Source organism: Streptomyces griseofuscus, assembly GCF_014673495.1.
GTDB lineage: Bacteria > Actinomycetota > Actinomycetes > Streptomycetales > Streptomycetaceae > Streptomyces > Streptomyces murinus.
In genome coordinates, this window is the sequence record NZ_CP051006.1 from 8,624,925 (window position 1) to 8,646,385 (window position 21,461).

Sequence of the window (21,461 nt, forward strand, 5' to 3'; positions counted from 1 at the left end):
CTAGGTAGTCGTGCACCCGCAGGGTCAGGGCCCCCGGTCGGCCAGTTCGCGCAACCGGGCCATGAGGCCCGGGTCGTAGGCGTGCGCGGCCGGGTCGGCCACCTCACGGTGGATGTTTACGGCCAGTTCTGCACCGACCAGTCCTGACACTGTCTCGGCCAGCACGCCTACGACCGGCAAGATCGCCATGTTGGCCCGCAGGCTCTTGGCATGTACCCTACCCGAAAGCCTTTCCGGGCCGGGCGGGGCGGGTGATCAGAGGTGGCTCCACCACGTGGGGATGGGGCAGCGCGGTCGCCCTGCGGTTCCAGCGGCTGGTGATCTCGGCCGCGGCGCCAGGTGTGAGTGTGATCAGTCGGTCAGCCGCCGGCACCAGCACGTCCAACGCGGCGAGATGTGGGTCAGGATCGGCTTGGTGCGGGTTGCGCAGGTCGTGCGCCGTGTACACGAGGGGCTTGCCGTGGCGGCGCAGGGCCGCGATCAGGGCCGTCAGCGCTGCGGGAGACTGAGCGTCGAAGCCGAAGTGCAGGTGACAGACATCGAATTCGGCCTCGTGGGCGTCCACCCAGGCCGGGTCGAGCATGGCCGGCGGCCACCAGCGCTGCGAGGTGCTTGGCGCGCCGTTAGGCCGAGGACCGGGCAGCCGCACTACGGCGTCCCCGTCGATCGGCGCGGCGCAATGCCGTACGTAGATGTGTCCGGCCGGCACGGATGCCACCCGCACCACGGCAAACGATCGGGCAGTTCGCGGAGCCGCTCCGGGGTCGGTGAGTGCCATGGGCGGCGGTGGGTCTTCGCGGTGTCTTCCCGTCACCGTTTAGTCCTCCGGATGTTTTCTCTTCGCGCGCGCCGGAGGTTCAGCTCCTCGTAGCGGGCCAGGACGCCTCGCAGCAACGTGGTGTGTGGTTTCAGCATCGGCGTTCTCCACGGTCGCCCCCCTCCATGTCCGGGAGCGGCCTGGATAGCGGCGACCGCTCAGGGAGCCGTGTGCCCCTCCCAGTGGGTTGAGGGGCACACGGACGCACGCCGCAAGTGGCAGTCGGCGTGAGAGTGAGGCCACCAAGTCCGGTGCCCCTGGGCGTTGGTGGGCGGGCGACGGGCTTTTCGCGCAGGGCATCAGTCAGCGGTTCGGGAAGTGCCCACGCGAAAGCTGCTCCGCGCCACTTGCGGGCGTCCGCGTTGAACGCCGAATGTCATAGGGGACGCCGCGACGGTGTACGTCGCGGCGCCCTCCGGTCACTTCTTGGTGCAGACCTTGTGCGACTTGACCCACACCTTCGTGCCGTTGTGGTTCGCGTAGTGACCCTTCACCTTGTGGCAGTGGTGCGCCGTCACGGCCGAAGCCGGGGCAACTTGCGGCGCTGCGGAGGCGGTTACCACGGCGGCTGCGCCGCTTGCCAGCATGCCTGCAGTGAGACCGGTGGCCAGTATGCGTGCAATGCGACCTCGCATAGCTGCACTCTCCTTGCTGCTTGGCGTCAAGTCCCTCTCCGTACCCATCGTGCCCGCGCGTCTTTGCGTACGCATCTCCGCAGGAGCAGAGACCCGCAGAGCCAGCGGCGTCCTTGTCACCGCTGGGTGGCGGCCGGTCGGCCCGTGGCCGGCCCTACCCCTGCAGGCCCGCCCCCGGGCGTCAGATGTAGGGGGCCAGGCAGTGGCGAACGAAGGATTTGAATGGCGGGCTATGCGGTCGATCCCATGATGACCGCGCGGGACATGAGAGAGAAGAAGGGAAGAAGTACCGCGCCGGTGGCGAAGCTGATCGCGTCGGAGTCGTCCAACAGCTCGAAGCCAGACAGCGGGCCGGCCGACTGTAAGCCCACGAACAAGACGTTCTGGTGCACGTACGCCGAGGATTACACGCACACCAAGTCCATCTGGAAACGGACCACCACCGACAAAGAGAAGTCGGCCCTGTCATCCCTGCTGGACATGTGCACCAACTGAAGCACCGCACGGCATCAGCACGCCGCTCACCGGGTCGCTTCGGTGAGCGGCGTGCTGCGTGGGGCGGAGAGGGCAGGATTCGAACCTGCGTGGACCCCCGAAGGAATCCGACCTTGAGGCGTGCTCGCTGGTCCCCGATCAACCGCTCCGGGCACCTCTCCCTTGTTCCCGGCCCGTGGTGTCCTGGTCCGTTCACGTGAAAGAGAGTGACACGAGCCTCTGACAGGGAGCTGACGTGTCCGCTGCAGCTCGTAAGCCGGTCGCGGCCTGAGCGGGCCGGGCTCGGCCAGAGAGCACTTATGCATGACGAAAGGACGACATCTCCGTCAGGCAGCGCAGCAACACGTGCCTGGTGGAATGGTCCTACGCTGGTTGTAGGTTCTAAGACCGTGTCCTACATGGTCAGTTTGAGGAGTCGCTTGTAGCAGCAGAGGGCGGCGGCGAGTCCGAGGAAGGCCAGGTAGTTGCCTGGCTGACGCTCGTAGCGGTGGTTGAGACGTCGGTAGCCGGTCAGCCAGGACATCGTGCGCTCGATGACCCAGCGGCGGCGGCCCAGCCGCTCGCTGGACTCGATGCCCTTGCGCGCGATGCGGACGCCGATGTGCTTGCCCCATAGCCATCGCCGCAGGTGAGGGACGTCGTAGGCCTTGTCGGCGTGAAGCCGCCCAGGCTTGGAATCGTTCGCATGAGATTCGTGTCCCATGTGGAAATGGGACAGCATCGGCTTCAGGGCGAGGCTGTCGTGGGTGTTGGCCGCGGAGAGTCCGACGCGTAGGGGCAGTCCGTTCGCATCCGACAGGACATGCATCTTGGAACCGGGCTTACCCCGGTCCACGGGGCTCGGACCTGCAAGTTCGCCCCTTTTTTAGCGCGGACATGGGCCGAGTCGAGGACCGCTCGCGATAGATCGATCAGGCCTTGACCGTCCAGGAGTTGGAGCACCTTCTGGTGCAGTCGTCCCCACACACCAGCCCGGGACCAGATGAGAAACCGACGGTGCACGGTCGACTTCGACGCCCCGAAGCACGGCGGCAACGCCCGCCAGGCACAGCCACTGACCAGCACATAGATGATCGCGGCGAACACCGCTTCGTCATCGATGTTCGCGACCCCACCGCCCTGCGGACGCACCTGCGCCGGCGGCAGCAGTGGCCTGGCGATCTCCCATAAGCCATCCGGAACGATCCATCCCCACCGCCCACTCCCCATAACCGAACCAACGACCAACTGGCCATGTAGGACACGGTCTAAGCTTCATTGTCAGGTGACGATGCTGTGACCTGGGGTTCTGCTCTTCGTCCCAGACGGTGTCGCTTGGCTGCTGTCTCAGGCGCGCGTCATTTCCTCAGGCTGAGGCTCGATCAGCGGCGATTGCCGACCTCTCGGAATACCCCCTCTTGTGAGGGGGTTCAGGAGGGGTGCCCCGTGCAGGGGCGCTGGGAGCAGTCAACTGCGTCCCAGGGGGCGAGCGAAGGACAGGTGAGAGATGAAGTCCGTTCTGCGGACAGCTGCCGGTGACCCTGAGGTTCTGCAGCTCGTCGAGCGTCCGGTTCCCGAACCCGGCCCCGGCGAGGTACGAGTCCGGGTGCACGTCTCGGGCCTCAACCCGACCGACTGGCGCAGCCGCAGACGCGCGCTGCCGCCGGGCATGACCGAGCAGGTGCCCCACCAGGACGGTGCCGGGGTGATCGACGCCGTCGGTCCGCAGGTGGATCCGGCGCGGATCGGGCAGCGGGTGTGGATCTGGGAGGCCGCGTGGGAGCGGCCCTGGGGAACGGCACAGCAGTACACGCTCGTCCCCGACCGGCACGCCGTCCAGCTGCCCGACCACGCCCCCTTCGAACTCGGCGCCGCCCTGGGCATCCCAGCCCTGACTGCCCACCGCGCACTGACCGTTCACGACGGTGGACCGGGGCGTATCGCACCCGGCACTCTGCGGGGCGCGACCGTGCTGGTGGCAGGCGGCGCCGGCGCGGTCGGTAACGCCGCCATCCAGCTCGCCCGCTGGGCCGGGGCGCGGGTGGCCACCACGGTCAGCAGCCCCGCCAAGGCCACGCTGGCGCGTGCAGCCGGCGCCCACCGGGTGGTCGACTACCGCACGCAGGACGCGGTCGCGGAGATCCTGGCCTTCGCCCCGGAGGGGGTCGACATCGTCGTGGAGGTCGCACCGGGTGCCAACGCCGCTCTCGACATCGCAGTGGCCGCGCCGGGGGCTGTGGTGGCCTACTACTCGGGCGGCGAGGACGAACAACTGTCCATCCCCGTGCTCTCCTCGCTGCCGGCGAACCTGCGCTGGCAGAGCGTCTTCGTCTACACCGTGCCGCCTGCGGCGAAGCAACAGGCGCTCACCGACGTCGCCGCGGCCGTGGACGCGAGCGCGCTGCGCGTGGGTGAGGAGGCCGGACTGCCGTTGCACCGCTTCGCGTTGAAGCACGCCGCTGACGCCCATACCGCGCTCGAGCAGGGCGTCGTCGGGAAGGTCCTGCTCGACATCCCGTGACCGTCCGCGGCCAACCGCGGACGTCTTCGAAAGTGTCCGCTATGGGGCAGCAGGCGGGAGCGACGCCTCTGCTACGGATTTGCAAGGCCGGTTCGCCCCCGGCGACACACCGCCGGGGGGGGGCATGCCTTCACACAAACGAACGATGGTCGCGACCAGTGGGTCTCATCTCAGTGTCGGATCCGGCTCAGATCCGACATCGTCCGTGAGATTCCGACACGAAATTTGAGACCCTACACTGGTGATGCTCGGGGTGAGAGCGGAGGTCTGCCCATGCCCCGGACGATCTGGAGCGGCGCGATCAGCTTCGGCCTGGTGACGGTGCCGATCCATGTCGTGAGCGCCACCGAGGACCACTCGATCCACTTCCACCAGTACCACCTGGCCGATCAGGGGCGGATCCGCTACCGCAAGGTGTGCGAGCTGGAGGACCGCGAGGTCCCCGAGGACGAGATCGGCAAGGGCTACGAGCTGACCAAGACGCAGGTCATCCCGGTCACTGACGAGGACCTGAGCAGCCTGCCGCTGCCGACCGCGAAGGCGATCGAGATCGACGGTTTCGTGCCGCTGGAGTCCGTCGACCCGCTGAGGATCTCCGACGGCTACTACCTTCAGCCAGCCGGGCAGGTCGCGGCCAAGCCGTACCAGCTCCTGGTCAAAGCGCTCGGCCGCTCGGCCAAGGTGGCGGTCGCGAAGTACGCCTGGAGCGGGAGGGAGAGGTTGGGTCTGCTGCGGGTGAAAGGCGACGTCCTGGTCCTGCACGCGATGCGCTGGCCGGACGAGATCCGCGACCCCGCCGAGCTGCTGCCGCCACCGGTCCGGGTGTCCGACCAAGAGGTCGAGGGCGCGCTCGCCCTGATGGACACCATGACCGTCGACGAGCTGGAAGGCCCCGAGTTCCACGACCGTTACACCGAGGCGGTCGCCGAGATCATCGAGGCCAAGCGCGAGGAGAAGCCCCTGCCAAAGGCGCCCGAGCCGGAGCAGCCGGACCGGGTGCTCGACCTGATGGCCGCCTTGCAGGAGTCGGTGACGAAGGCCAAGGCGGCCCGTGGCGAGGACGCCGGATCCGCCGAGGTGCATGAGCTGCCGGCAGCGAAGAAGAAGACGTCCGCCAAGAAGCAGCCGGCCCGGAAGACCGCGACCAAGGAGAAGACGACCGCGAAGAAGACGTTGGGCCGCCGGCCGCGCAGCGCCTAGGCAGCCCCCGGGGCGGGGAGAGTGTTGCCCGGCCGGCTGGTTGCGCCCCTGAGTCGGCGCAGGCGGCGAAAAAGAATGCGGGCGGCGGGAAGCCGGCGGCGAAGAAAGCGGTGCCGCCGCCGTGCGGTTCGGTGCGGGCCGGGCCGCGTGCCCCGGTGTCTGCCTGGCCTGCCTGCTTCAAGGAGTGCTGTGGTTGTCGGTGAGGGTGCTTCAGGATTCGGGATGCGCCAGGCGGCCGAGAAGGGTTATCGCCTTGTCGAGGGGCACCGGCTGGAAGAACCGGGCGTCGGCGCGCTCGACGGCGGCAATCGCGCGTGGGGCCAGGTCGGCGCCGGTGTCGGTGACGCGCAGTCGTTTGGCGCGGGTGTCGGCCGGGTCGACTTCACGCTCGATGAGTCCTTTGTGTTCCAGGGTGCGTAGTACCTGGGAGGTCATCTTGACGTCGGTGCCGACTTGGCGGGCGAGAGCCAGTTGGTTGGGATGCTCGCCCTGGGTGTTGAGCCACCAGGCGCGGGCGAGCAGCACGAACTGCACGTGGGTGAGATCGAGCGGGGCCAGGGCTGTGGCGATGTCGCGCTGCCACCGCAGGGTGGCGTGCCACAGCAGGAATCCGGGGCTGTTGCTGGGGCTGAGGGGCATCAGCGAAGCGCCAGCTTGACCAGCGTGGCCATCGTGTGGGGCCAGTCGGCGGTGATGCCCGGGCCGATCTGCGGGCCGACCTCGTCGGCGTCGGCGCCGGTGATCTCCATCCGGTACACCACCCGGATCCGGTCTTGGTCGATGCGGTCGATGTGGTGGGTGGTGCGCAGCACCAGGCCGTTGAATCTGGCTTCGTCGACGAACAGTTCGTCTTCGACCGCCTCGGCGATGCGCAGCAGTACCGGGTCGTCCCCGGGCGGCGTCATCGTGATCTGCGTGCCTGCCGCGAACGGGCCATTGATTTCGATCTTCTCGATCTCGGCGTTCCAGGTGCCCCAGTTCTCAACGTCGGCCCAGAGCCGCCAGATCGCCTCAGGGGTGGCGCTGGTCTCGATGCTGTGCTCGTACTCCCACATGAGTGTTCTCCTCGGGCAGATGATCTATCTATGGATTATCTGCGCAAAGAATATCTGTCCAGGGGGTACGCGACCCCGTCACGCGATGCCGCGAGCGCCCCCCGAATCACGGCCCGCGCCGCACCGCCGAGGAGCGGTCCTCGACCACCCATGAGAGCCCCGCCTCACCGCCAGGGGCCTCCTCCTGGTCCTCTAGCGCCTATCGCTGTGGAAATCCCCGAAGGAGGTCGAGAGTCGACCGCTAAGCGGGCAGGGCGGTGCGCGGGCGGCTGGGATCATGTGCCTGGCACGCTGGGGCGTAGAGCGAGGAGAGCGATGTCGTCGGTGCTTCCGGCGCCGAGGCCGAGGATCAGTTCGTCGCAGAAGACATGGAGGGGTGCCTGGGCGAGGGCGGTGGTGTGTCGGCGCAGGCGGTTCAAGGCGTCGCTGAGGGATTCTCCTGGGCGTTCGATCAGGCCGTCGGTGAACATGAGCAGGGTGGACTGGGCCGGTAGTAGGTCGCGGGCGCTGAGCCGGGGAAGAGTGCTGTCCATGCCGATGAGGAGGCCGGAGGCGGAGTCGAGGTAGCGGGTGTCGCCGTTGGGGCGAGTCAGCAGCAGAGGGAGATGTCCGGCGGATGAGTGGTGCACTTCCCATAGGCCGTTGTGTGGGCCCTTGACGACGGCGTAGGCGCAGGTCGCGGTGGAGTGCGGGTAGAGGGTGAGGGTGGCGAGGTCGAGTCGGCGCAGTACCTCCGAGGGCTGGTCCTGGCAGTCGACGGCGATGCCGCGGAGCATGTTGCGCAGTTGGCTCATCGTGACGGCGGCGTTCAGATCATGGCCGGCCACGTCTCCGATGACCAGTGCCGTGTCGCCGTCGGGCAGGGTGAAGGCGTCGAACCAGTCGCCGCCGACCTGGGCGGTGGTGCTGGAGGGCGCGTAGCGGGCGATGATCTCCATGGACGGGATGTGTGGGAGGCGGGGCAGCAGGGAGCGCTGAAGGCGTTCGGCCGTGTTACGGGTGTGCTGGTGCAGGCGGGCGTTGTCGACACTCAGCGAGATACTTTTGACGAGGTCGGCGACGAGGAGCGCGTCCTGTTCGGTGAAAGGGACGTCGTGGCCGGTGCGTACGATGATCAGAGCGCCCAGTACGTCGCGGCGGGCCCGCAGAGGGGCCATGATCGTACTGCCGGCGCCCAACTGTTCGAACAGTTCCAACTGCCGGGCGTCCAGGGCGCTTTCTGCTTGGTCCGGTGACGGGATTTCGTTGATCAGTAGGGGTCCTGCACCGTTCAGCACCCGGGCCAGCGGTCCTCGCGCGTTCTCGGAGACCGGGGGCAGTCTTCCGAGGTCCACCCCAGCACGCAGCGCCTGGGGCTCGCGGTGGACGACGCAGATGCGTTCGGCGTCTCCGTGCTCGTCGAGCAGGTCGACCACGCACCAGACGGCCATCTGCTGAGTGAGGACGTGGCACACTCGGCGCAGTCCCTCGCGCAAGTCGAGTGTGCTCGAGAGCGCAGCGATGGTGTCGGCGAGCAGACTCAACCGCTCCCAGGCCGGTGCCGCCTTCTCACCGCCGGCCCGCGGCTCCGCTGCCGCGCCGGCGTGCAGCCGCAGCGGGGGCCCGGGGTCGGCATGTGTTACCGGCCGGTCCTCTTCGGGAGCCGTCGCTCTCGGCATGAACTGCCCGATACGCACCGTGCGGCCGTCGACCGCCTCCTGGCTCTGGACGTGCAGACGCATAGGGACCAGGCTGCCGTCGCGGTGCAGCGCCGGGAGCGGGATGGAGCGGCCCATGAGACGGGAGCGACCGGTCAGCCGGAGCGCGGTGAACCCGGCTCGATGACGCTCGCGCAAATGTTCGGGAATCAGCACGGTCAACGGTCGGCCGATCAGTTCGTCGGTCTGCCACCCCAGCAGCTCTGCCAGGGCGGCGTTGGCCGCGATGATCCGGCCGTCGTCGTCGGCCGCGGCGGTCGGGACCCTGCTGTCCTCCACGTCGCCGGCGTCCCACGGCCCCAGTTCGACGGAGGTCGCGTCCGGCACGCCGGACAGCAGCGTCCACGCGGTGGGGGGACCCCCGGAGAGCTGCGTGACCAGTTGATCCAGCACCCACTGGTAGTGATTCCGCAGGTGCGGCGGAGCCGGGAGAGTGAGCAGGGACTCCATCTGCGCCGCCGCGTCACCGCGTTCCAGGACGTGCCTCAACGTGTCCACGGCAGGTGCGGCGCCCGGCGGGACGGCGATGTCCAGGGTCACCGTGGCACCGCTGGTGACCGTTTGTTCCAGCGCGGATGTCATGCACGCGCTGATCACATTGGCCACGTCGGTGGCGACGAGCAGCGCGGGACGCGACACTCCGGCGCGTTCCTCGACGTGTGCGGTCAACATCAGTTCGCGCAGCAGCTCGTCGGCGTGCCGCTGAGCGGCGAGGAACACGATGTACGGTACGTCGATCAGTGACACGGTCGCGGACCGCCCGTGCACGGGCGACGTCTCCCACCCGGACGTCGGCGGCGCCGGAGCCTTGGGCCACAGCTCGAACCAGACCGCCTTGCGGCCCTCCCCGGCGTGGGCACCATGACTGGACGCGAGCTCCGCGACGACAGCAAGGCCCCGCCCGGCGCCGGCATACGGGCGAAGCGCCCGCGGTACGAGCGGACGGTCCGGCCGGCCGTCGCCGACTCGCACGCGTACTTGCCCCCCGTACGACCAGACCCGTACCTCTACCTCGGTACACGCATGCAGCACCGCATTGGTCACCAGCTCACTCGTGAGCAGCACGAACCGCCGGGCCAGCGGCACACTGCGCGCCTCGAGAGGAAAACGCCGAAAAAGACCTCCGGATGGACTCGAGCTACCCATAGCACTATCAATCCCTCTGAGGATCGAAAATCTAACTCGCCCGGCGAAGGCCATGCAGGCACACGGCTGCGGGCACCGGCGCGCAGGCGATTCCCCGGAAACGCGAGCCGACCACGCAAGAGGTACCGCCTGGAAGGCGGTGAGCCGAAGCTCGGCTGTTGCCGGCGGGCGGCTGAGCCAGGTGGCGGAGTACCGCATCCGGGTCAAGGCGCGTGACGACAGAACCGCTCACCGGCAAGAGGGCATTCGCGCAGCCCGGAGTGCCGGGGTGGCCGGGCCCCCGGCCCGTACTGGCCGGCCGGTCTGGCGGATGATGTCCGGGAGCGCACAGGGAGGCGGCGGCCGGGACGAAGAACAGCCCGATCATGCATGCCGCCCTCGTCGGCATCGCCCTGCCGAACGACGTGCCGGTGGCCCCGCACCGCAAGTTCGGCTTCGCCGGAATCGGAACCTTCAACGAATACGCCGTGAAGAACGGCCAGTACCTGAGCTCCCTGTGGATGCAGCGCCTGCAGTCCACTCCGTTCCCAGGACCGGACCGGAGCTGCCTGCTCCCGTGATCGTGTGCCAGGGTCCAACGAGAATACGGGGCGGCGCCCGCAAGAGGCGTGCGGTAGCCGCAGGCGGCCGCGTGTTCGTCGTCCCCGGGACGGGCCCGGTGGGAAAGCGGCTTCGAAGGGCCCTGTGCCGCCAGCGAGCGGATGGGCAGGTGGTCTCTCCCCAACCTGCTGCGCAGGTCGGACAGTTGGCGTGACAGACAGGTGAAACCCCTGGTAAGTGCGTTTTCAACCAAGAGGACCGGTCCCTGGCACCGTCGTTGGCCCACTCACGGGTGCCCGCCGATGATCGCCCGTCGCGAGTCCGCCACCGCGAAGGCCCGGTGGCGGACGCCCTTCGCCCGTCCGGCGGCTGCGGCCGGCCACGACGGCGCCGCAGCCCGGTCAGCGCACGGCCGGCACCGGCGCATGCGTAGGCGACTGGACGAAGGGCCGGCGTCCAGGGCGCGACAGGCCTCCGCGTCGGCGACCGCCTTGTGTCATGCAGCCGCGACAACCGGCGGGTTGAGGCGGGCGAAGCCTTCCTGGCGCTGGTAGGGGAAGTGCGGGTAGGGCGCGGTCTTCTCGCTCGCCGCATCGAGTCTCGCCTGCTGGTCGGGTGTGAGCGTCCAGCCGACGGCGCCGAGGTTCTGGCGAAGCTGCTTCTCGTCGCGGGCCCCGATGATGACGGAGGAGACGGTCGGTCGCTGCAGCAGCCAGTTGATGGCGATCTGCGGAAGGCTCTTGCCGGTCTCCTGCGCGATCTCGTCGAGGGCGTCGACCACGCGGTAGAGGTGTTCGTCCTCGACCGGCGGGCCGTAGTCCGCGGTGCTGTGCAGCCGGCTGTTGGCCGGCAGCGGCTGGCCGCGGCGGATCTTGCCGGTGAGCCGTCCCCAGCCGAGCGGGCTCCAGACGAGGGCTCCGAGCCCCTGATCGAGCCCGAGGGGCATCAGCTCCCATTCGTAGTCGCGGCCGAGGAGGGAGTAGTAGACCTGATGTGCGACGTAGCGCGGGTGGCCGTACCTCTCCGCGACCGCGAGGGACTTCATCGCCTGCCAGCCGGAGAAGTTGGAGACGCCGAGGTAGCGGACCTTGCCCGCTCGGACAAGATCGTCGAGCGTGGACAGGACTTCCTCGACCGGCGTGCCGGCGTCGAAGGCGTGCAGCTGGAACAGGTCGATGTAGTCGGTGCCGAGCCGGCGCAGGGCGTCCTCACACGCGGCGATCAGGCGGGAACGGGAGGAGCCCGCGTCGCCGGGGCCGTCGCCCATCGGCAGGCTGGTCTTGGTGGACACGATCACCTGATCCCTGCGGCCTTTGATCGCCTCGCCCAGCACCTCCTCGGAGGCCCCGTTGGAATAGACGTCGGCGGTGTCGAACATCGTGATCCCGGCGTCGAGGCAGATGTCCACCAGACGACGGGCTTCCTGCGCGTCGGTGCTGCCCCAGGCGCCGAACAGCGGCCCTCGGCCGCCGAAGGTGCCGGCGCCGAAGCTCAGTGCGGGGACCTTGAGGCCGGATGCGCCCAGCCGCCTGTACTCCATGACTGTTCCTCTCGCGTTGCCCGATCTGGCTAATGGTCCTGTGGTTCCGTTAGCCTAGGCCTCAACATAACAGGTGCGAGCGATTAATGAAACTGGAGTCCCGTTATGGGGATTGAGGATGCAGGCCCGGGGACCGTCCGCCCCGGTGGGCGTACGGCGCGGGTGCGGGCGTCGGTGCTGCGGGCGGCCGGGGACGCCTTGGCGGAACATGGCTTCGCCCACCTCGACCTCGTCGACGTCGCGCGCCGTGCCGAGGTGGGCAAGACCACCGTGTACCGCCGCTGGGGAACGGTGACCGGCCTCGTGGCCGACTTGCTGCTGGAAATGGCCGAGGAGTCACTGCCGCGCACCGAGACCGGATCGCTGCTCGGTGATCTCAAGGCCAACGCCCGGCTCGTGCAGCGCACTTTGGCCGATCCGCGGCAAGGAGCGCTGTTCAAGGCGGTGCTCGCCGCCGCCACCGGCGAGGAGAAGACGGCCGAGGCCCTGCACCGCTTCTACGACACCCGAGTCAAGGAGTGGGCACCCTGCGTCCAGCAGGCCGTCGACCGGGGCGAAATTCCCCAGGGCACCGATGCCCACGAGGTGATCCGCGCTGTCTCCGCCCCCCTCTACTACCGTCTGCTGACCAGCGGCGACCGCCTCGACGAAGCCGCCGCGGACCGGGCCGCCGAGGCAGCGGTGGCGGCAGCGCGCGCGGGAGCGTACCTGCGGGGCGACGACGGACATGCCTGACCGGATTCGCGTCCGCCGCTGAGCGCGGGTCACCCCGCGTGATCTTCGACGGCATGGCGTCTCCGGGGTCCGCCGCGGCCGGGCGCCCTCCCGCGCCCCGCCCGCCCCCACCACTGCGGCCGCGGCCCGCCGCACTGCGACGGTCGCGGCCTCAGCCGTTGGCGAGCTCCCCTTGCCCCCTACGCCGGCCGCCCGGGCCGGTCGCGGCGACTGACTGCCCGCAGGACGGGGGCCATCGGCGGGGGACGGGCCGGTCGGCGCGGTTCGCCGGCGGACGTCGTGGTCCCGTCCCGCCAGTGGGTCCGGTGGATCCGGCGGTTCCTGCGGCAGCCAGGAGCGTGTCGTCACCCTGGCGGTCTCGCCGCGGACGGGCTCTCAGCCCACCGCCTTCCTGACGAGCGCGCCGATGCGCTCTTCGCCGGCTGAAGTCAGCTCCTTCAGGGCGTAGGAGGCCGGCCACATCGCGCCGTCGTCGAGTGCCGCCCGGTCGCTGAATCCGAGCATGGCGTACCTCGACTTGAACTTCTGCGCGCTCTGGAAGTGGCAGAGGACCTTGCCGTCTCTGGCGTAAGCGGGCATCCCGTACCAGAGCTTGGGCGTGAGGTCCGGCGCGGCGGTCTTGATGATGGCGTGGATCCGCTCGGCGAGGACCCGGTCGGCTTCCGGCATCTCGGCGATCTTCGCGGGGACGTCATGCTCCGCTGCCGCCTCCTTCTCCGCCCGCGAACCGCGCCGCGACGCCGCCTTCTTCTGCTCCTGCGCGAGCTCCTTCATCGCGGCGCGCTCGTCGGCGCTGAAACCGTTGTACTGCTCGGCGGACGTGCCGGAATTGCCGGCGGACGAATTCGTGGTCGGCATGGCGGGTTTCCTCTTGTACGGGAAGGACGCGGGCCGGGGTGGTGCGAGGCCGGGCGTCAGAACGCTGCAGGAGTCACTATGGGGCGGTGACGGGCGTCATGGCGGGCTGCCAGGTGAATCCGTCCGGGTCGGTGAAGGAGCCGGCGATACTGCCGAGGACGACGCGGTGCGATCCGCTGCCCTCGGCGGAAACGCCGAGGTCCTTGGCCAGGCCGCGGCGCTTTTACAGTGCCAGCTTGACGGGGCTGGACTCGTCGGAGGCGAACTCGGCGTACTTGCCGCCGAAGCTCTTGGCCACGGTCAGGCCCCGGCTGACGTAGAACTGCTTGGCGGCCTTCACATCCTCGACGCCGAGCAGCAGGACGATCTCGTCGATCTCTTGGGTGGCCGGTTTGCCGTTCTTCTTCGCCGAGGTCGCGACCTTCCAGATCGTCCCGTCGGGAGCCTGGACGACGCCGCCGTAGCCCCACAGCGATTTCGCGGCGGGCTTCAGCACCGTGGCGCCGGCGTCCACCGCGGCGCCGACGAAGCTGTCGACGGTGGCGGGCCCGGACACCGTGAGCGCCAGGGTGAAGCCGCGGAACCCGAAGGAGGGCGCCTCGGACGTCCGCAGGCGCACGTACGTGTCCACTCCGAACGCGGTGTAGAAGCGGCGGGCGGCCTCGGGGTCGGCCACCTCAAGGGTGACGGATGCGACGGACGTGTGGGATGCGGTGGTTGCCATGGCCATCACGCTAGAGGCTGCTCCGGGGCCGGGGCTTCTCGCTTCCTGACCGACTTCGCCACCCGCTGCACCACCCACGCCCGCGTCCTCTGCACGGCCACCACAACCCGCGCATTGATCCGGGCCGGCGGGCCGTTTCGCCATTCCTCCGCTCCGCGGAAGTCGTGAGGCCGGCCCGTCAACCGGGCGATGGTCTCGGAGATACCCCCTACGATCTCGACCGTGCCCATCGAGCGGAACCAGTCCCGCGACTCGACCGCGTGGTAGAGCCGTAGAGGTCGAGCCGCTCGGTGGCGTCGGCGGGAAGCAGTCCGTCGCCTTCGAGCAGGTCCGGCGCCCTCTATCACTGAGCCAGATCCTGCGGCTCCTCCTCGACAGGACCACCGGTGCGCTCAGGGTTGACGTCCCCTCACCTTCGGCCGCACACACCGCCGGCGGCGAGGGAGACATAGGCGGCGGCAGCCCCCGGCACACCGCTTCCCGCTTGGCGCGGACGTTCACTCCCTCACACCCGGGCAAGGGGCACGCGGATCCCGGGCGAACCCGTAGCGCCCGCGTCCCCCGGCTGGAGCAGCACCTCTGGCCACCGTCCGGGAATGATCGAAGCAAACGATCCCGCGGGGCGGGCGGACGGCTCCGTGCGTCGGACCGTGCGAGGGAGGCGGTGCCCATGCAGACGTTTCTGCCCGATGCCGACTTCCGGCGCTCAGCACAGCTCCTCGACCGCCGACGCCTGGGCAAACAGCGGGTCGAGGCACTTCAGGTGCTGCGCGGCCTGACCGTCCCCGGCTACGGCTGGCGCAGACACCCGGCGGTGCGCATGTGGAGCGGGTACGAGGAGGCGCTGGTCCGCTACGGCTTGGAGGTCTGCCGGGTCTGGCGCGAACTCGGCCACCAGGACAGCTGCGCTGCTTCCCTGGTGGCCGGGTACGGCGCCGCCCACCCGGGCGCTCACGTGCGCGATCAGGCCGCCCTCGCCGCTGCCGGGGAACTGCCGCCCTGGCTGGGCGACCGGGCCTTCCACCGCAGCCACCAGTCCGCACTCGTGCGCAAGGACCGGGACACCTACAGATCCGAGTTCCCCGACGTACCGGACGATCTGCCCTACGTGTGGCCGGCCTCCGACCGCGAGCGCGACGAGGACGACCGGAACCCGCGACACCCGTGAGCCGGGCCAAGTCGACCGCCAGCCGTCGGCAGCCGGCAGTGTCGGTTCGGGCGCTGCGGGGCCGGCGGGGTGCCGTCTGCCGGCTCCGCGGCGGGAAGGGAAGCCCACCTACGCGAGTGGCGGCGGGGACACAAGTGCCGGCCGGAGCTCGAGGCCGGGTACCGGCGCCTGCTGGCGGCCGGGGTGGGCAGCGTCGAGGCGTGCCGCGGCGATCCGGTGGCCGGGGTGGTCCTGACCGCGGCCCGGAGCGCCTCGGGGCCGCGGTCAGGGCCACCCGGTGGCTGCCCTTCTCATGGACTGCTCGTGGAATGCAGCGAACGGTTCGGTCTCGGTGTCGACGAGGGTAGGGGACGCAGCGGGGGAGAGGCCCGGCCGCGGCCAGGCGGCCGGAGTAGCCTGCCGGCCGCTGCAGCCACTCGCGCAGCAGAGCCGTCTCCGTGTCCCGCAGTGGTACCCCGGTGCCCGTAGCCGGGGACCCGGCGGCGAGGACGGATTCCAGTGCGGCGTCGAGGTGAGTGCGCGCGAGGCGAGGTCCGAACCGGATGAGGTGGGCGAGTCGGTGGTGACCGAGGCGAGGACAGTGTCCCGCGGCCGTGCCGAAGTGGTCAGGTCCCGGCCTGAGGGCTCCTCGCCGATCAGCGCCAGCGTGGCACCCGCGGATTCCTCACGGGTGCCGCTCGGCCCGCCGGCCAGTACGAAGCCACCGACATGCGCAACGCCGATCCGCGCTGGCAGCCAGGCAACTTCGAGAAGAACGGCGAGAGGCGGTCGACCGGCTCGCCGAGATCGCGGCGGCCAGCGGCTCCACCGTCTCCCAGCTCGCCCTGGCCTCGATCCTGACCCGGGGCGAGCACATCGTGCCCATCCCGGGCACCCGCAGCCCGCGGCGCATCCAGGAGAACACCGGCGCCGCCGACCTCACCCTCACCGACACCGAGATCGAGGCCATCGACGAGATCCTGCCGCGAGGCTGCTTCGGCGCCCGCTACACCAAGGGACACGTGCCCGTCTGGATCTGAAAGCCACCCTGGAAGACCTGGAACCGCGGCTCCCCACGAAGATCGAGCTCGGCCTCTCGCCTACCCTCGTGAAGCGGCCTCGAGCCACAGAACGGCGGTGCCGGTGCCGAAGACGACAAGATGCACGGTGAGCGTGCGCCACAGGCGGAGCAGCCCCGTCAGTACCGCGCCGACCGCGAGGATGCCGCATGCTGTCCGGGCGACATCCGCGGCGTCCCTGGCCGCTTGGGCGAGTTCGTACTGGTCGGGGACCCCGAAGGACAAGCTGCTCATCATCATGCTGTAGGCGAGCACGACCCACGTCACGACACCGAGAACACCGACGACGATCGCGCATGGCCGGTCTGCCGGCCGAAGGGCTTCGATCTTGGTCATGGTGCTCATGATTCCCGGCGAGTGATCAGCGCACCTGAGCACTCGTACTCATGCGACCAGGCGGTGGGAGCCCAGCCGTCGGGCGCAGACGACCGAGGACGCCTCCGAACCGGCCGGCAGCACGGCGATACGCGCGCCTGCCGTTCCGGTGTTCAGCAGCGGGAGCGCTGGTTCGAAGTGTCACTGGAGCCCCGGCTCGTGCCTACTTCACGCTCACGCGGCGGGGCGCCTCGGTATGTCGGTGGCCCGCCCCCTACACCCACAGCCGCACCTCGATGTGCGGGGACAGTGCGCGGAGGAAGTCGGGGGCGTCGAAGATCTCACCGGCCGAACCGACTCCGGCCGCCCTGGTCCGACCGGTGAGGAGACGGTCGGTCGCTTCCACCGCGAGCGGCGCGGTGACGGCGTAGATGTCCCGGCCCTTCGCGACGGCTCGCCGCTCGCGGCTCCCGGAGCGCACGACGGCGTCGACGAGGAAGGTCTGGGCGGAGCGCCCGTGCTCGTCGGCCGCGGTCGGTGCCGGGGTGTCGGGGGCCGCTATGTCTCGGGCCGCTTCGACGGTCATGTAGGTGCGCACCTCGGGGATGTGCAGGTGGCTGGGGACGGTGACCACGTCAGCCATCGTGAACTCCCCGATGACGGCACGTGGGCCCATCGGGTCGGGGAAGGGCCAGTGCAGGGAGGCCGGTTCGTCCCGGTGGTACTCCAACTGCCCGTTGGTGTAACGGACTCCCCGGCCGCCGCGCCGCTGCCGGGAGACCGCGCCCGCGGCACGCGTCCCGGCGGTGGGGTGCCAGTGGTTCAACCCGTAGGCGACGTGCGCCTCGTCGGCCTTCTCCCAGTCGCCCATCGCGGCCGTGATCAGCAGGTCGCCGAGGCCCCCGTAGAAGGCCATCGCGGGTACGACGGTCGTTCCCACGGCGTGGGCGCGGTCCGCGAAGTGCGCGAACGTGTCGACGTTGGCCTCGATCTCAGCCGCCACGTCCACGTACGGGACCCGGGCGCGCAGTGCCGCCTCGATGACGGGGGCGGCCGTCGCGGCGAAGGGTCCGGCGCAGTTGATCACGGCTGCCGCGCCGGCCAGTGCGCGGTCGAGCGAGGCCGGGTCGGTGACCGACGCCGGACGCACGTCCGGCTCGTTCCCGTATTCCGCCGACAGCTCCTTCAGCTTTCCGGCGTCGCGGCCGGAGAGGACCGGGACGTACCCGCGATCCCGCAACTGCGCCACCACAAAGCGCCCGGTGTGCCCGTACGCGCCGTAGACCGTGACCACAAGCCCCGTTGTCATGAGTGCTTCCTTCGCTCGAATGCGCTCGAATGATCCACTTCGATCCGTCGCAGTCATCCTGACGGGGACCGGCACCCCGCACGAGTGTCCGGAACGACATGCCCCGTACAATTCCGGACGTGAGTACAGTCGCGCTTGCCGTCACCGACGGAATGCTGCACTTCGAGCTGTCCCTGGCGTACGAGATCTTCGGCTCCGCCCCTGACGGCGTCACGGGCCCCTGGTACGACGTGGCCCTGTGCGGGCCGGGCGCCGTGCGGGCCGGCCGGTTCGGGCTGGAGCCCGACCACGGCCTCGACCAACTCCCGTACGCCGACACCGTGATCGTCCCGGGTTGGGCCGACGTCGACGTCGATCCCCCCGCCGAACTGGTCGCCGCGGTACGGGCGGCCCACGAAGCGGGTGCACGCGTGGCCTCCCTGTGCACGGGCGCGTTCGTGCTGGCCGCCGCCGGCCTGCTGGACGGGCTCCGCGCGACGACCCACTGGGCGCACACCGACATCCTGGCCGCCCGCTACCCCCGCGTGACGGTGGACCCGGACGTCCTCTATGTGGACAACGGCCGCGTCCTCACGTCCGCGGGCAAGGCCGCCGCCATGGATCTGTGCCTGCACCTCGTCCGCCTGGACCACGGCTCGTCCGTCGCCAACATCACCGCCCGCCGCATGGTCGTACCGCCGCACCGGCACGGCGGACAGGCCCAGTTCGTCACCACCCCGGTGCCCGCCCCGGCGAACCACCCCCTCGCCGAACTGCTTCCCTGGGTCCTGCAACGCCTCGACCAGCCGCTGACCGTCGAGGACCTGGCACGCCAGGCGCGGATGAGCTCACGCAACCTGGGCCGCCACTTCAGGGCCGCGACCGGCACCACCCCTCTGCAGTGGCTGCTGACGCAACGCATACGCCGCGCACAGGAGTTGCTGGAGATCACCGGCGACAGCGTCGACACCATCGCGGCGGCCACCGGCATGGGCACCGCCACGACGTTGCGCCGGCACTTCAACCGCACGGTCGGCGTGCCTCCGGACGCCTACCGCCGCACGTTCCGCTCGCGGACCGGTCCCAGCCTCGACGACGACGGGCGCCGCCCCTGAACCGCCAGGTGTGTCGGGCCGAGGTGAACTCGGTCCGGTCCGCTCAGGGGTGACCGGGCGCATGGCGAAGCGTCAGCGTCACCCCGGCGGCCTCGCTCCGCCGGCCCCTTCAGGATGCGGTTCTCGAAGTTGGGGCGCGGCTGCGCGGCCACCATCTCGGCCCGCTGCCGCCCGGTGATCTGCGTGAGGTCGAGGCCTGATCCGGCCCTTGTCGTTACTCGGGTGGCGGCGAACCGGGCCCGGTAGCCGGTCGCTGAGACCCCCAGCCGGGCCACGAAGGTGCGGCGCGTCGTCTCCGGGCTCCCGCTCCCCGGGGTCCGCGCCGCCTTCGACGTGACCCCGCCGGCAACACGTCCGGCTGCTCGCCCATACCCACCCCGATGCCCAGTGCACCCGTGCAGGAGCCGCATCGCCTCGGTCAGCCCGGCGGAGGCGGCCCGGTTGACCAGCGCGTCGACGCCCGGTGCGACGATCGTGTCCGCCTCCGCCCCGCCGTGGCTGCCGCCCCGTCGACGGGCAGGCGCAGGCCGACGGAGGTGACGACCTGTACGAGGGCCTGACAGGAGGTCAGACGGGCGGCGCGCCACCGTCCGCCGCGAGGCGCGTGAGCCACTCACGCAGGAGGCGCTGCTCGGCGTCGCTCAGGACATCGGCGTCGTCCGGGAGGGCGGCACGCAGCGCGCGGGCCGCCGCGGCGGGACCGGACTCCGCGGCGGGGACCGCCGGCTCGGCGCGGGTGACCGCCGCGACCATGGACTCGCGCAGGACGGTCAGCAGTTCCGGATCACGGCGGTCCGCAGGGGTGGAGTGCCAGGTGGTGACCGCGCCCAGCCCGGTTGCCCGGATGATCTGGGCGGCCAGTTCCTCGTCGACCCGCAGCCAGCCCCCCGCCGCCAGCCGGCGCACCCGCCCCTGGAGTATCTCCAGGCCCGCGCGGTGTGCCGCGTCCGATCCCCGGCCAGTGGCCCGGTTCATCACCGCGAACAACTCGGGGCGTGAGACCCCGAACTCGACCACCATGTCCCAGCCGCAGCGCAACTCCTGTACCGGATCCAGCGGGGCGGGGTCGAGCTGGGCGCGCTTTCTCTCCAGGAACTGCGCGTAGCCGTGCTCGGCGACGGCCTCGAGGAGCCCCTCCTTGTCGCCGAAGAGGCGGTAGATCGCCGGCGGCTGCATGCCGGCCGCGGCGGCGACCGCGCGGGTGCTCACCGCGTCAGGGCCGCCGTTCTCCAAGAGCGCGACGGCCGCATCGACGATGCGGCGCCGAGGGCTGTCGGGGGACTCACGCGTAGCCATGAATCGATGATACCAAAAATTTGATTCCGCTGGAACTTTCGGTGTTAACGTTTGAATGATTCCATTGGAAACAACGTTGGGAGAACCCCATGATCATCGTGACCGGAGCCACCGGGAAACTCGGCCGCCGCATCGTCGAGCGCCTCGTGCACCGCGTCCCCGCCGACCGCGTCGGGGTCAGCGTCCGCGACCCCCGCAAGGCCCAGGACCTCGCCGACCGCGGCGTCCGCGTCCGGCAGGGCAACTTCGACGACCCCGCCTCGCTCGCGCATTCCTTCGAAGGCGCCGAGCAACTGCTTCTCGTCTCCCTCGACCGCACGGGCCAAGAGTGCGTCAGCGGCCATCGCGCCGCCATCGACGCCGCCGTACAGGTCGGCGTCGATCGCATCCTCTACACCAGCCAGATGGGCGCCGCCCGCGACTCCCGCTTCCAGGCGTGCCGCGACCACGCCCAGACCGAGGACCTGCTGCGCGCCACCGGCCTGCCCTGGACCGCGCTGCGCAACGGCTTCTACGCGTCCAGCGCCCTGCAGTTCCTGGAATCCGCCCGCCACACCGGCGACATCGCCCTCCCCGCCGACGGTCCCGTCGCTTGGACCGGCCATGACGACCTCGCCGAGGCCACCGCGGTGATCCTCGCCGGAGAGGCCCGCTTCGAGGGGCCGACCCCGCCGCTCACCGGCCCGGCGGCGCTCGACTTCGCCACCGTCGCCGAGATCGCGTCCCAGACCACCGGACGGCCCTTCACCCGCACCGTCGTCCCCGACGGCGCCTTCCGTGAGCAGGTCCTGGCGCACGGCACTCCGGGGCCGATCGCCGACCTGATGCTGAGCATCTTCGCCGCAGCGCGCAACGGCGAGTTCACCGCTGTCGACTCGACGCTGGCCGGGCTGATCGGGCGGGAGCCCGCCACCTTCCGCACCCAACTGGAGCGCGCCTGGGCCAACTGACTCCAGCGAGTGCGCGGCCCTGCTCACCGGAAGCCGTGGGCGTACGGCCGGCTCCCTGCGCCCGCCGGTAGTCGGGGAGGGGCGTCGGCGTGGTCGCCGCGACCAAAACGGCGTCCGAGGCCGACGCGGGGAGGATCGCGTGAGACGTGCTCAGGGGCTGCGTCGGTGTGGGGCCGGCGGCAGCGGCCGGACCAGTCAGCCGCCGCCCCGCTGAGGTGCCATGGGCAGGTGGTCATTTCATGGCAGCGCACGGATAGCGAACAATTCGCGTACGAAGCTGCTCTGGACGCGCAGGGCACGCGGTCGGCTGCTTCGTCACCGATCTGTCC

Annotated in this window: 21 protein-coding genes and 2 pseudogenes; 9 read left to right on the plus strand and 14 right to left on the minus strand. The window is 70.1% G+C overall.

Translation table 11 applies throughout. The annotated features are described in order from the left end of the window. Positions 1–24: 24 nt before the first annotated feature. The 3 genes from HEP81_RS38735 to HEP81_RS38745 all read right to left on the minus strand — a co-directional run bounded on the left by HEP81_RS38735 (position 25) and on the right by HEP81_RS38745 (position 1,452). Positions 25–189 (minus strand): hypothetical protein, encoded by a 165-nt coding sequence (locus HEP81_RS38735; protein ID WP_157854718.1) that lies wholly within the window; start codon positions 187–189, stop codon positions 25–27. Positions 190–217: 28 nt separating this feature from the next. After that, positions 218–778 (minus strand): glycosyltransferase, encoded by a 561-nt coding sequence (locus HEP81_RS38740; RefSeq protein WP_078967845.1) that lies wholly within the window; start codon positions 776–778, stop codon positions 218–220. Positions 779–1,236: 458 nt separating this feature from the next. After that, positions 1,237–1,452, minus strand: coding sequence for a hypothetical protein (locus tag HEP81_RS38745; RefSeq protein ID WP_157854719.1), 216 nt, complete (start codon positions 1,450–1,452; stop codon positions 1,237–1,239). 222 nt (positions 1,453–1,674) lie between these two features. Between HEP81_RS38745 and HEP81_RS38750 the strand changes: the two genes are divergently transcribed. Further along, a complete protein-coding gene (locus tag HEP81_RS38750) occupies positions 1,675–1,947 on the plus strand; it encodes a hypothetical protein (protein ID WP_243279754.1) in 273 nt (90 codons plus the stop codon). A gap of 64 nt (positions 1,948–2,011) precedes the next feature. On the opposite strand, the pseudogene HEP81_RS38755 reads toward HEP81_RS38750, so the two are convergent. Continuing rightward, positions 2,012–2,108: pseudogene (locus tag HEP81_RS38755) on the minus strand. A gap of 233 nt (positions 2,109–2,341) precedes the next feature. Further along, positions 2,342–3,156 (minus strand): IS5 family transposase gene (locus HEP81_RS38760; protein WP_243279756.1). Its coding sequence is split into 2 segments (ribosomal slippage): positions 2,342–2,808 and positions 2,808–3,156, totalling 816 coding nucleotides; the frame shifts between segments, so codons are not numbered across the junction. Between the two features lie 277 nt (positions 3,157–3,433). Between HEP81_RS38760 and HEP81_RS38765 the strand changes: the two genes are divergently transcribed. Both HEP81_RS38765 and ku read left to right on the plus strand, forming a co-directional pair. Beyond that, the gene (locus HEP81_RS38765; protein ID WP_037664631.1) at positions 3,434–4,447 is read left to right on the plus strand and encodes an NADPH:quinone reductase; all 1,014 of its coding nucleotides are present in this window, start codon (positions 3,434–3,436) and stop codon (positions 4,445–4,447) included. A 273-nt stretch (positions 4,448–4,720) separates the two neighbouring features. After that, positions 4,721–5,647 (plus strand): non-homologous end joining protein Ku, encoded by a 927-nt coding sequence (gene ku, locus HEP81_RS38770; RefSeq protein WP_037664628.1) that lies wholly within the window; start codon positions 4,721–4,723, stop codon positions 5,645–5,647. A 210-nt stretch (positions 5,648–5,857) separates the two neighbouring features. On the opposite strand, the gene HEP81_RS38775 is transcribed toward ku, so the two are convergent. From HEP81_RS38775 to HEP81_RS38785, 3 genes are all read right to left on the minus strand, one after another. Continuing rightward, positions 5,858–6,286, minus strand: coding sequence for a MarR family winged helix-turn-helix transcriptional regulator (locus tag HEP81_RS38775; protein ID WP_190276081.1), 429 nt, complete (start codon positions 6,284–6,286; stop codon positions 5,858–5,860). Beyond that, positions 6,286–6,702 carry an SRPBCC family protein gene (locus HEP81_RS38780; protein WP_037664626.1) on the minus strand — a complete coding sequence of 139 codons (417 nt, stop codon included), beginning with the start codon at positions 6,700–6,702 and terminating at the stop codon, positions 6,286–6,288. The genes HEP81_RS38775 and HEP81_RS38780 overlap by 1 nt, the downstream gene beginning before the upstream one ends. 275 nt (positions 6,703–6,977) lie before the next feature. Then, positions 6,978–9,167: a SpoIIE family protein phosphatase gene (locus HEP81_RS38785; protein ID WP_338058766.1), complete on the minus strand. Its 2,190-nt coding sequence runs from the start codon at positions 9,165–9,167 to the stop codon at positions 6,978–6,980. Between the two features lie 743 nt (positions 9,168–9,910). On the opposite strand from HEP81_RS38785, the gene HEP81_RS38790 reads away from it, so the two are divergent. Then, positions 9,911–10,105, plus strand: a complete 195-nt coding sequence (locus HEP81_RS38790) for a GNAT family N-acetyltransferase (protein ID WP_190276082.1) — start codon at positions 9,911–9,913, stop codon at positions 10,103–10,105. A gap of 476 nt (positions 10,106–10,581) precedes the next feature. Here HEP81_RS38790 and HEP81_RS38795 read toward each other — a convergent pair whose 3' ends face one another. Then, positions 10,582–11,625 (minus strand): aldo/keto reductase, encoded by a 1,044-nt coding sequence (locus HEP81_RS38795; protein ID WP_037663658.1) that lies wholly within the window; start codon positions 11,623–11,625, stop codon positions 10,582–10,584. A gap of 105 nt (positions 11,626–11,730) precedes the next feature. Between HEP81_RS38795 and HEP81_RS38800 the strand changes: the two genes are divergently transcribed. Next, complete coding sequence (locus tag HEP81_RS38800) at positions 11,731–12,360, plus strand: TetR/AcrR family transcriptional regulator (RefSeq protein ID WP_037663656.1); 630 nt, start codon at positions 11,731–11,733, stop codon at positions 12,358–12,360. Positions 12,361–12,735: 375 nt separating this feature from the next. Here HEP81_RS38800 and HEP81_RS38805 read toward each other — a convergent pair whose 3' ends face one another. Then, complete coding sequence (locus tag HEP81_RS38805; RefSeq protein WP_037663655.1) at positions 12,736–13,218, minus strand: iron chaperone; 483 nt, start codon at positions 13,216–13,218, stop codon at positions 12,736–12,738. Positions 13,219–13,294: 76 nt separating this feature from the next. Next, positions 13,295–13,948 (minus strand): annotated as a pseudogene (locus HEP81_RS38810) (glyoxalase). A gap of 664 nt (positions 13,949–14,612) precedes the next feature. On the opposite strand from HEP81_RS38810, the gene HEP81_RS38815 reads away from it, so the two are divergent. Both HEP81_RS38815 and HEP81_RS38820 read left to right on the plus strand, forming a co-directional pair. Continuing rightward, complete coding sequence (locus tag HEP81_RS38815) at positions 14,613–15,110, plus strand: MSMEG_6728 family protein (protein ID WP_037663651.1); 498 nt, start codon at positions 14,613–14,615, stop codon at positions 15,108–15,110. A gap of 593 nt (positions 15,111–15,703) precedes the next feature. Further along, positions 15,704–16,129: an aldo/keto reductase gene (locus HEP81_RS38820; protein ID WP_243279758.1), complete on the plus strand. Its 426-nt coding sequence runs from the start codon at positions 15,704–15,706 to the stop codon at positions 16,127–16,129. Positions 16,130–16,189: 60 nt separating this feature from the next. On the opposite strand, the gene HEP81_RS38825 is transcribed toward HEP81_RS38820, so the two are convergent. Together HEP81_RS38825 and HEP81_RS38830 are read right to left on the minus strand one after the other, a co-directional pair. Beyond that, entirely contained in the window at positions 16,190–16,504 is a 315-nt protein-coding gene (locus HEP81_RS38825; protein WP_157854668.1) for a hypothetical protein, read from the minus strand. A 253-nt stretch (positions 16,505–16,757) separates the two neighbouring features. Then, the gene (locus HEP81_RS38830) at positions 16,758–17,792 is read right to left on the minus strand and encodes a saccharopine dehydrogenase family protein (protein WP_037663649.1); all 1,035 of its coding nucleotides are present in this window, start codon (positions 17,790–17,792) and stop codon (positions 16,758–16,760) included. Between the two features lie 119 nt (positions 17,793–17,911). Here HEP81_RS38830 and HEP81_RS38835 point away from each other — a divergent pair, with 119 nt between their 5' ends. Continuing rightward, positions 17,912–18,886: a helix-turn-helix domain-containing protein gene (locus HEP81_RS38835; RefSeq protein WP_037663646.1), complete on the plus strand. Its 975-nt coding sequence runs from the start codon at positions 17,912–17,914 to the stop codon at positions 18,884–18,886. Positions 18,887–19,453: 567 nt separating this feature from the next. On the opposite strand, the gene HEP81_RS38840 is transcribed toward HEP81_RS38835, so the two are convergent. Next, positions 19,454–20,182: a TetR/AcrR family transcriptional regulator gene (locus HEP81_RS38840; RefSeq protein WP_037663644.1), complete on the minus strand. Its 729-nt coding sequence runs from the start codon at positions 20,180–20,182 to the stop codon at positions 19,454–19,456. Positions 20,183–20,271: 89 nt separating this feature from the next. Here HEP81_RS38840 and HEP81_RS38845 point away from each other — a divergent pair, with 89 nt between their 5' ends. Continuing rightward, positions 20,272–21,132 carry an SDR family oxidoreductase gene (locus tag HEP81_RS38845; protein WP_037663641.1) on the plus strand — a complete coding sequence of 287 codons (861 nt, stop codon included), beginning with the start codon at positions 20,272–20,274 and terminating at the stop codon, positions 21,130–21,132. Positions 21,133–21,461: the final 329 nt, after the last annotated feature.